The sequence below is a fragment of the Roseisolibacter sp. H3M3-2 genome, from assembly GCF_029211165.1.
GTDB lineage: Bacteria > Gemmatimonadota > Gemmatimonadetes > Gemmatimonadales > Gemmatimonadaceae > Roseisolibacter.
Map to the genome: position 1 here is coordinate 1 of NZ_JARGEK010000224.1, position 8096 is coordinate 8096.

Consider the following 8096-nt stretch of genomic DNA (forward strand, 5'->3'; position numbering starts at 1 on the left):
TCGCGGGCGGGGGGCGGGCCGCCGGTGACGGCGCCGTTCAGCCGAGCGACGCGGCCGGATGCGCCCGCGCGCCGCGCAGCCACTCGGAGAGCCGCGCCGCGGCCACCCTGCGGGCGACCGGCGCCGCCCAGTACAGCCAGTGCGCCGCGTACGTCGCCGCCGCCACCGCGGGCCCGAGCGAGCGCGCGGGGTTCATCGACGCCCCGGTGAGCGCGCCCTGCAGCGCGCACAGCCCCACCGTGCCGCCGACGGCGAGCGGCGCCACGCCCGCCGGCGTGCGCGGGTCGGTGGCCACGGCGGCGATCACGAGAAAGAGCGCGAATGAGAACACGAACTCGACGCCGAACGCCACCACGCTCGGCACGCGCGGCACCGTCGCGCCCACCGACGCCACCGGACCGAGCGCCGCCCGCAGGGCCAGCGCCCCGACCACCGCCCCCGCACACTGCGCGGCGACGTAGGGGAGCACCTCTCGCCCTGGGAAGCGGCGCACCGACCAGAAGGCCACCGTCACCGCCGGGTTGAGGTGCGCCCCGGACACGTCGCCGAGGCACGCCACGAGCGCGGCCACGACGAGCAGGAACGTCGCCGCGATCCCCGTCGCGCCGAGCGCGCCGCCCGTGATCGCGTCGGTCATCACCGCGCCGGCGCCGAAGGCGACCAGGAGTCCCGTGCCGAGCGCCTCGGCGACGTACCGCCGGACGTCGCGCGTCACGGGCGCGCGGCGTCGTCGTGCACGGCCTGCGCCCGCGCCCGCAGCGCCTCGGCGTCCATCGACTCGAGCGGCGACGCCAGCAGCGCGTCCACCCGCGCGGCCAGCGCGTCGTACGTGGCGGCGAAGGCGCGCCGCGCGGCGTCGGGCGCGTCCTCGCCGGCGGGGTCGGGGAGCCCCCAGTGCGCCCGTGCGGCGGCGCTCGGGAAGTACGGGCAGGCGTCGCGCGCGTCGTCGCACACGGTCACCACCAGGTCGAACCGCTCGCCGTCGTACGCGTCGACGTGCCGCGGCGTGCGCCCCTCCCACGCGATCCCGTGTGCCGCCAGCACCTCGACGGCGTACGGGTTCACGCGCGCGGCGGGGCGCGCGCCCGCGCTCGCGGCCCGCACCCGCCCCGCGCCGCGCGTCGCCAGCAGCGCCTCGGCGATCTGGCTGCGCGCCGAGTTCCCCGTGCAGAGCACGAGGACGCGGACGGGCGCGCTCACGCGGCCGCCACCGGGCGCGCCATCGCCACCGCGGTCGCCGGGCACGCCTCGCGGAACTCCAGCGTGTCGGCGATCGCTGCCGGAACCGCGCCGCGCTCGACCCGCGAGAACCCGAACCGCGGGAAGTAGTGCTCGGCAGTCATCGTCAGCAGGTACAGCGCGCGCACCCCGCGCGCCTCGGCGTCGCACACGAGCGACTTCACCATCGCCCGCCCCACCCCGTGCGCGCGCCACGCCGGGCGCACCGCCACCGAGCGGAGGAGCGCGTCGTCGCAACACACCTCGAGCCCCGCGACGCCCACCAGCGCGCCGTCGGCCTCGGCGAGGACGAAGTCGGCCGCGCGATCGGCGAACAGCGCGTCGATGCCGGCGTCGGGGAGCGCGCTGTCGGCGAGGAGCGCGCGCACGGCGGGGAGGTCCGCCGGCGTGGCCGGGCGCAGGGCGTAGGGGGGCGTGTCCATGGGGTCAGGCGCAGCAGGTGGGACCGCAGCAAGAGGACGCCGGGGCGGGCGTCTCGACAGGCTTGGTCGCGCGGACGAAGCCGGCCATGAACGACGCCGCGTGCTCGCCGAGCCCGAGCTCCCGCGCGTCGTACACGCGCGTCGGCTCGATCGACGCGTCCTCGAAGCCGGCGTCGGCGAGCAGCGCGAGGAACTCGGACTCCTCCAGCGCGCCGGCGACGCAGCCGACCCAGAGCTCCATGCTCCGGCGCACCGCGTCCGGCACTTCGCCGCGCACGACCACGTCGCTCACCGCGAAGCGCCCGCCCGGCTTCAGCACGCGGAACGCCTCGGCGAGCACGCGTCGCTTGTCGGCCGACAGGTTGACGACGCAGTTGCTGATGATCACGTCGACGCTCGCGTCGGGGAGCGGGATCGCCTCGATGTGCCCCTCGATGAACTCGACGTTCGTCACCCCCGCCTCGGCGGCGTTCTTCCGGGCCAGCGCGAGCATGTCGGCGGTCATGTCGAGGCCGTACGCCTTGCCCGTGGGGCCGACGCGGCGCGCCGAGAGGAGGACGTCGATCCCGCCGCCGGAGCCGAGGTCGAGGACGACCTGGCCGGGCTCCAGCGCCGCGAGCGCGGTCGGGTTGCCGCAGCCGAGCGAGGCCAGCACCGCGGCCGGCGGAAGCACGTCGGTCTCGCCGCTGACGTACAGGTCGGCGGTGATCGGGTCGACGGTGCCGTCGAACGCGGCGGCGCCGCAGCAGGAGCTGACCGGGCCACAGGACGCGGCGCCCTCGGCCTGCAGCACGCGGCGCGCGGCGGCGCCGTACCGCTCCTGCACGATGTCGGTGATGGTGGGCGTGGTCGACATAGCAAGAAATGTTGATGGGTTGGGGCCGAGAAGAGCGAGGGTCAGCCGCAGCAGGTGCCGAGCACGCGGAGCCGCGGGCGCGCGCCCGCCGGGCGGTCGTCGCCGAGCGCGCGCACCAGGGCGTGCGCCTCGTCGAGCGCGTCGGCCACCGGCGCGTAGTACGACCACCGCCCCTCCTTCCGGTCGGTCACGAGGCCGGCCTCGCGCAGCACCTTCAGGTGGAACGACAGCCGCGACTGCGCGACGTCGAGCGCGTCCTGCAGCTCGCACACGCACCGCTCGCCGTCGCGGAGCATGGCCAGCACGGCCAGCCGCGTCTCGTCGGAGAGGGCGTGGAAGAGGCGCGCGGCGCGCGCGAGGTCGAGGGTCGGCGGGGCGGCGGTGGGCACGGCGCGAGTATACAACAACAAAAGTTGATGCGTCAAGAGGGACGGGGCGTCCGCCGGCGGGACGAGCCGAGTTGCGCCCGCGCGCCGGGCGTCGGATGCTGGAGGATCTTTCTCCGCGAGGACCCATGCTCCTGCTCACCGCGCTCCTGCTCGCCGCCGGCGCCGACACCGTGCGCCTCGAGGTCGGCGCCCCGCTCGCCGACGCCGGGGTCCTCACGCCGCACGCCGCGCGCGTCCGCGTGCGCGAGGGGAGCGACAGCGGCCAGGTGGTCGCCGAGTGGACCAACGCGCTCACCGTCGGCGACTCGGCGGGGGTCCCCGTGCACCGCTGGGTCACGCGCGGCACCGTGTTCGGCCCCGGCGGCGAGCGGCGCACCTGGGAGATCCTGCAGACCTACCACGCGCGCACCCTCGCCCCGCTCGGCTACCGCCGGAGCTCCAGCGACGGCGCGGGCGCGGAGCTGACCATCGACGGCCGGCGCGTGCGCGGCACCCGCCGCGGCCCGGGCGGCGCGGCCGCCGAGCCGGTCGACCTGCAGCTCGACCGCGCGGGGTTCATCGCCTCGGCCTCCGACCTCGTGCCGCTCGCCGCGGGGCTCGCGCCCGGGCGCGTGGTCGTGGCGCCGGTGTGGGGGCCGGGGATGACGGCCGCGCAGGGGCGCGTGTTCACCGTGGTCGGCGAGGAGGCGCTCACCGTCGAGGGCGCGGCCGTGCGCGCGTTCCGCGTCGACGAGCGGGAGGAGCGCGGCGGCCGGCTGGTCGCGTCGTGGTGGCTCACGCGCACGTCGCCGTTCATGGTCTACGGGAAGCAGTTCGGCGCCGACGGCAGCGTGCGCGTCATGTCGGAGGTCGCCGTGCCGATGGACCGCGTGACCGGGCCCGGCGCGCCGCGGTAGTGGGGGCATGGCCCCTTCACGACGCCTGCGCGCGGCCGCGCCGATCGTGGTGCCGCTCGCCGCGCTCCTGCTGGCCTGCGACGACGGCGTCGGCGGCCCGTCGGACGGCACGCGCGTCCGCGCCCGCAACACGACCGGCGTCGAGCTGCGGAACGTCGTGCTGCGCTTCCCGGGGGAGGAACGGCTGGCCGCGGCGCGCCTCCCCGCCGGCGCGACCACGGGCCACGTCGCCGTGCGCACGGCCTACCGATACGCGTACGTCGAGGCCGAGATCGCCGGACGGCGCACCGTGCTCCAGCCGATCGACTACGTCGGCGAGCGCCCGCTGGGCGCCGGCTGCTTCACCTACGACCTGACGCTGACCCCCGGCGGCGAGTCGCTGGGGATCGCGGCGCGCCCGGACCCCGACTGCTGACCGGCGGCAACCCCGGGCGCCGGGGCGGTGACTGAGGGAAGGTATACAATCTCCCTCACCCGCCCCGTCCCATGCTGCGCACCCTCGTCCTCGCCGCCGCCCTCGTCGCCGCCGTCCCCGCGTCGCGCCTCGCCGCCCAGGAGCAGGTGGTCAACCCGGTCCAGCTCGACCCGGCGTCGCCGCGCGCCAAGCTCGCGAAGGAAGCCGCCGACGCGGTCCTCGGCGGCGACCGCGCGAAGCTGGACGCCTGGCTCAAGGAGCACGGCACCGCCACGGTGTTCACCGAGAACCTCGACCGCCTGCTCGAGATCACGAAGACGGGCGCGCGCACCATCCTGCGCTTCGACGACCTCCCGAGCGGCAACGTCGGCGTCGTCCTCGCGGCGGACGCGAACGCGGAGCCCGAGCGCGCGATCATCGTGATGATGGAGAAGGACGCGCCGCACAAGGTGACGCGGCTCGGCCTCGGGCGGCTGAGCACGGGGGGGTGAGCCCTGCGACCTGCGACCTGCGACCCGCGACCTGCGAGAGCACCCGGTCGCAGGTCGCAGGTCGCAGGTTCAGTAGGTCTCCCACAACCCCGGCGTCGCCAGCTCCACCAGGTGCCCGTCCGGGTCACGCACGTAGAGACACGTCGCCCCGCGCTCGGCGCGCACTCGGCTCTCCACCGCCACGCCGAGCGCCGCGAGGTGCGCCTCCCACGCGTCGAGCGCGTCGGCGGGGATGGCGAAGCAGAGGTGGATCCGCCCGCGCGCGTCGTGCGGCGGGACCACGCCGCCGGGGACCGGGTTCTCGGCGTCCGACGCGCCGCAGCGGAAGAGCAGGAGCACCTGCCGCCCGGCCACGTCGAGCGCGCGCATGCGGTCCGCCTCGGCGAGCAGCGTGCGGGCGCCGAGCAGGCGCGCGTAGAACGCCTCGGCGCGATCGAGGTCGGCGACGTAGAGCGCCGTCTCCAGCACGCCGGTGAGCGCCGGCGCCTGGGGGCGCGCGCCGCTCACCGCCCCGCGCGCTCGGCCAGCGCGTCGGACGTCGCGCGCGCGGCGTCGAACGGGTCGGCGGGGACGTCGGGGGTGCGCGCCAGCAGCTGCTCGACGTACGCCGCCTGCGGCTCGCCGCGGTGCGCCTCCATCCACCGCTCGAACAGCGCGCGGCTCTCGGCCGCCAGCACGCCGCCCACGATGCGCGGCATCTGGCTCTCGGGGCTCTCGGGCGGGCGCACGCGCGAGGTGCCGCTGTCGGCCGGCGCCTGGAGCGCGTAGACGATCGTGTCGACCGCCGACTCCATCGCCGCCCCGGTGCACATCACGCACGGCTCGAGCGTGCTCGCCATGACGAGGTCGCGCGCGTCGAGCGGCACGCGCCCGGCCAGCGCGCGGAACGCCTCGACCTCGGCGTGCGCGGTCTTGTCCTGCGTCGCGTTCATGCGGTTGTACGCGCGCGCCAGCACGCGCCCGGCGCCGTCGGCGATCGCGCACCCGATCGGCGCCTCGCCGGCCGCCATCCCCTCCTCCGCGGCCGCCAGCGCCTCGCGCATCAGCGTCTCGAGCGCGCCGACCGTCAGACGCGCCGGGCCGGGGGACGCGGCGCGCAGCGCGTCGTCCAGCTCCGCGCGCAGGTGCGCGACGTCGCGCCACACGCGCCGCGCCCCCGCCTGCACGAGGTCGCGCGCCTCGAGCCCGAGCCCCGACGACAGCACGCCGAGCCCGATGACGCCCGCGCGCTTCGCCGACAGCGCGTCGTACGGCGTGTCGCCGACCATCGCGCACTCCGCGGGGGAGAGCCCGAGCTTCTCGACCGCCGCCAGCACCGCATCCGGGTAGGGCTTGGAGCGCGCGACGTCGCTCTTGCCGACCACCACGTCGACGCGCTCGCGCAGGTCGACGCCGGCGCTGCCGAACGTGGCGTCGAGGTGCTCGTCCCCCGACGAGGTGGCGAGCGCGGTGCGGATCCCGCGCCGCCGCAGCTCGTCGAGCAGCTCCGCCGCGCCGTCGAACACGCGGAAGCGCCGACCCTCCGCGAGCCGCAGGTACTCCGCCTTCGACGCCTCGCGCAGCGCCTCCCCGTCGCGCGCCTCCGCCTCCTTCCCCAGCACGTCGGGGACGAGGTTGTCGCCCCCCTTGCCGATCTCGGGCGCGATGCGGTCGGGGTGGAACCGGTAGCCGTGGCGGGCGAGCGCGGACACCCAGGCCTCGACGTGCGCGGCGTTGGTGTCGACGAGGGTGCCGTCGAGGTCGAAGATGAGGGCGGACAACATGAAGCGGCGGGAGTCGTGACTGCGGGAGTCTCCACGGCGGGAGTCGTGAGGGCGTCGACCCTCCACAGGCAGTAAGCGTTCCCCCTGCGCCCGTCGCCGCGTGGCGCCCTACGCCGTCACGACTCCCGCTCCCACGACTCCCGCGGTCACGACTCCCGCCGTCGAAGCGCTCGCGCTCGCCGGACACGCTCGATCACGTCCTCCACCGTGATGAGCCGCATCCGGTCGTCCGCCGGCGGATCGAACCGCGACGGGTCCGGCGCCGTCCCCGGGTCCGTGTAGGCATCGACCCAGAGCTCCTCCCACGCCCGGTACGGCCCGACGCGCCACGGGTTCGTGTGCCCGAACAGCCCGATCACCGGCACGCCGAGCGCGCGCGCGACGTGCAGCGGCCCGGTGTCGGGGGCGAGCACGAGCGCGCTCCGCTCCAGCACCCACGCGACGCGCCGCACGCCGTCGCCCATCGCCCACGTGAGCGGGTGGCGCGCCTGCTCGGCGATGGCGCGCGCGATCGCCGTCTCGCGGCCGCCGGGGCCGCCGACGAGCACGACCTCGTAGCCGAAGTCGCCGGCGAGCGCGTCGGCGACGCGCGCCCACCGGTCGGCCGGCCAGTCCTTGCGGTCGATCGCCGACGCGGGGACGATCGCCGCGATCGGGCGCCCGCTGCGCTCGGCGAGCCACGCCGCCTGCGCGGCGCGCTCCTCGGGCGTGAAGGTGATGCGCCAGTCGTCGGGCGCCGCGGGCGGGTGGTGCGGGACGCCGAGGTGCGCCAGGAACTCGAGGAACATGTCCTGGGTGTGCGACCGCGGGCGCGGCGGGACCGTGTCGTTGTACGCCAGCCAGATCCCGTCCTTCGCGCGCGTGCGGTCGAACCCGAGCCGCCGCCGGCCGCCGGCGAACAGCACCGGCCAGACGCTCTTGAAGTAGACGTTGAGGTTGATGGTGACGTCGAACGACCCGTGCGCGCGCTTGCGCGCCGCCAGCGTCTCGCGCAGCGCGCGCACGCCGGCCACCCCCTCGCGGCGGCGGTAGACCACGACGTCGTCGATGCACGGGTGCGGCGCCAGCAGCTGCGCCGGCATCGGCTCGGCGACCCACGTGAGGTGGCGCGCGAAGCCCGAGTCCCGGAGCGCCGTGGCGATCGGGAGGCCGTGCACCACGTCGCCGAGCCCCGTCAGCAGGACGAGGCAGACGCGCCGTCCGCCCGCGTCGCCGCTCACCCGGCGTACACCACGTCGCCGTCGGCGTCGATCCCGAGCTCCTGCGTCGTGCCGCAGACGCCGCACACGAGCACGGCGTGCCAGACCTCGCCCAGCGCCTCGTGCAGCGCCGGGGTCGACGGCTTCACGGCGACCTTGCGGTACGTGTACTCCTTGCAGCGCAGGCAGGCGTGCGCGCGGGCGATGCGCTCGGCGCGCTCGCGCGGGATCGGGGCGTCGGTCGCCACGCGGCTCAGCCCAGCCGGTCGTCGTCGCGCGGCGCGCCCGAGTCGGTCGGCGAGGGGCGCACGGCCGGCAGCTCGGAGCGCCCGACCGCGGGGAGCGGCGCGTCGGTCGACGGTGGGAACAGCCCGCCCGCCGCGCCGGCGCCGAGGCGCGGCTCGGGGCGCTCCCCCGCCGGCGGGC

Annotated in this window: 12 protein-coding genes; 3 read left to right on the forward strand and 9 right to left on the reverse strand. The window is 76.6% G+C overall.

Translation table 11 applies throughout. The features are described from left to right. Window positions 1–37 precede the first annotated feature (37 nt). Genes PYV61_RS16685 through PYV61_RS16705 form a run of 5 tightly spaced genes read right to left on the reverse strand, consistent with a single transcriptional unit; the run spans window position 38 to window position 2906 of the window. Window positions 38–715: an aquaporin gene (locus PYV61_RS16685; RefSeq protein WP_275833644.1), complete on the reverse strand. Its 678-nt coding sequence runs from the start codon at window positions 713–715 to the stop codon at window positions 38–40. Next, a complete protein-coding gene (locus PYV61_RS16690) occupies window positions 712–1200 on the reverse strand; it encodes an arsenate reductase ArsC (RefSeq protein WP_275833646.1) in 489 nt (162 codons plus the stop codon). The genes PYV61_RS16685 and PYV61_RS16690 overlap by 4 nt, the downstream gene beginning before the upstream one ends. After that, on the reverse strand, window positions 1197–1661 hold the full coding sequence (arsN2, locus tag PYV61_RS16695) for an arsenic resistance N-acetyltransferase ArsN2 (RefSeq protein ID WP_275833648.1): 465 nt from the start codon (window positions 1659–1661) through the stop codon (window positions 1197–1199). The genes PYV61_RS16690 and arsN2 overlap by 4 nt, the downstream gene beginning before the upstream one ends. 4 nt (window positions 1662–1665) lie before the next feature. After that, the gene (locus PYV61_RS16700) at window positions 1666–2517 is read right to left on the reverse strand and encodes an arsenite methyltransferase (protein ID WP_275833650.1); all 852 of its coding nucleotides are present in this window, start codon (window positions 2515–2517) and stop codon (window positions 1666–1668) included. Between the two features lie 41 nt (window positions 2518–2558). Then, window positions 2559–2906, reverse strand: a complete 348-nt coding sequence (locus tag PYV61_RS16705) for a metalloregulator ArsR/SmtB family transcription factor (protein WP_275833652.1) — start codon at window positions 2904–2906, stop codon at window positions 2559–2561. 125 nt (window positions 2907–3031) lie between these two features. Between PYV61_RS16705 and PYV61_RS16710 the strand changes: the two genes are divergently transcribed. From PYV61_RS16710 to PYV61_RS16720, 3 genes are all read left to right on the forward strand, one after another. Next, the gene (locus PYV61_RS16710) at window positions 3032–3802 is read left to right on the forward strand and encodes a hypothetical protein (RefSeq protein ID WP_275833654.1); all 771 of its coding nucleotides are present in this window, start codon (window positions 3032–3034) and stop codon (window positions 3800–3802) included. Window positions 3803–3809: 7 nt separating this feature from the next. Further along, window positions 3810–4217, forward strand: coding sequence for a hypothetical protein (locus tag PYV61_RS16715; protein WP_275833656.1), 408 nt, complete (start codon window positions 3810–3812; stop codon window positions 4215–4217). A 71-nt stretch (window positions 4218–4288) separates the two neighbouring features. After that, window positions 4289–4708 (forward strand): hypothetical protein, encoded by a 420-nt coding sequence (locus tag PYV61_RS16720; RefSeq protein WP_275833658.1) that lies wholly within the window; start codon window positions 4289–4291, stop codon window positions 4706–4708. Between the two features lie 69 nt (window positions 4709–4777). Here PYV61_RS16720 and PYV61_RS16725 read toward each other — a convergent pair whose 3' ends face one another. The 4 genes from PYV61_RS16725 to PYV61_RS16740 form a co-directional block, all read right to left on the reverse strand. Then, the gene (locus PYV61_RS16725) at window positions 4778–5215 is read right to left on the reverse strand and encodes a VOC family protein (RefSeq protein ID WP_275833660.1); all 438 of its coding nucleotides are present in this window, start codon (window positions 5213–5215) and stop codon (window positions 4778–4780) included. Further along, entirely contained in the window at window positions 5212–6471 is a 1260-nt protein-coding gene (locus PYV61_RS16730; RefSeq protein WP_275833662.1) for an HAD-IA family hydrolase, read from the reverse strand. The genes PYV61_RS16725 and PYV61_RS16730 overlap by 4 nt, the downstream gene beginning before the upstream one ends. A gap of 146 nt (window positions 6472–6617) precedes the next feature. Then, the gene (locus PYV61_RS16735; RefSeq protein ID WP_275833664.1) at window positions 6618–7691 is read right to left on the reverse strand and encodes a glycosyltransferase family 9 protein; all 1074 of its coding nucleotides are present in this window, start codon (window positions 7689–7691) and stop codon (window positions 6618–6620) included. After that, window positions 7688–7918, reverse strand: a complete 231-nt coding sequence (locus PYV61_RS16740) for a hypothetical protein (protein WP_275833667.1) — start codon at window positions 7916–7918, stop codon at window positions 7688–7690. The genes PYV61_RS16735 and PYV61_RS16740 overlap by 4 nt, the downstream gene beginning before the upstream one ends. Window positions 7919–8096: the final 178 nt, after the last annotated feature.

Bases quoted from the DNA above. Each gene is read 5' to 3' on its own strand.
- PYV61_RS16720 (WP_275833658.1), top strand. From the start codon at position 4,289: ATGCTGCGCACCCTCGTCCTCGCCGCCGCCCTCGTCGCCGCCGTCCCC.
- PYV61_RS16715 (WP_275833656.1), top strand. From the start codon at position 3,810: ATGGCCCCTTCACGACGCCTGCGCGCGGCCGCGCCGATCGTGGTGCCG.
- PYV61_RS16710 (WP_275833654.1), top strand. From the start codon at position 3,032: ATGCTCCTGCTCACCGCGCTCCTGCTCGCCGCCGGCGCCGACACCGTG.
- PYV61_RS16700 (WP_275833650.1), bottom strand. From the start codon at position 2,517: ATGTCGACCACGCCCACCATCACCGACATCGTGCAGGAGCGGTACGGC.
- PYV61_RS16730 (WP_275833662.1), bottom strand. From the start codon at position 6,471: ATGTTGTCCGCCCTCATCTTCGACCTCGACGGCACCCTCGTCGACACC.
- arsN2 (WP_275833648.1), bottom strand. From the start codon at position 1,661: ATGGACACGCCCCCCTACGCCCTGCGCCCGGCCACGCCGGCGGACCTC.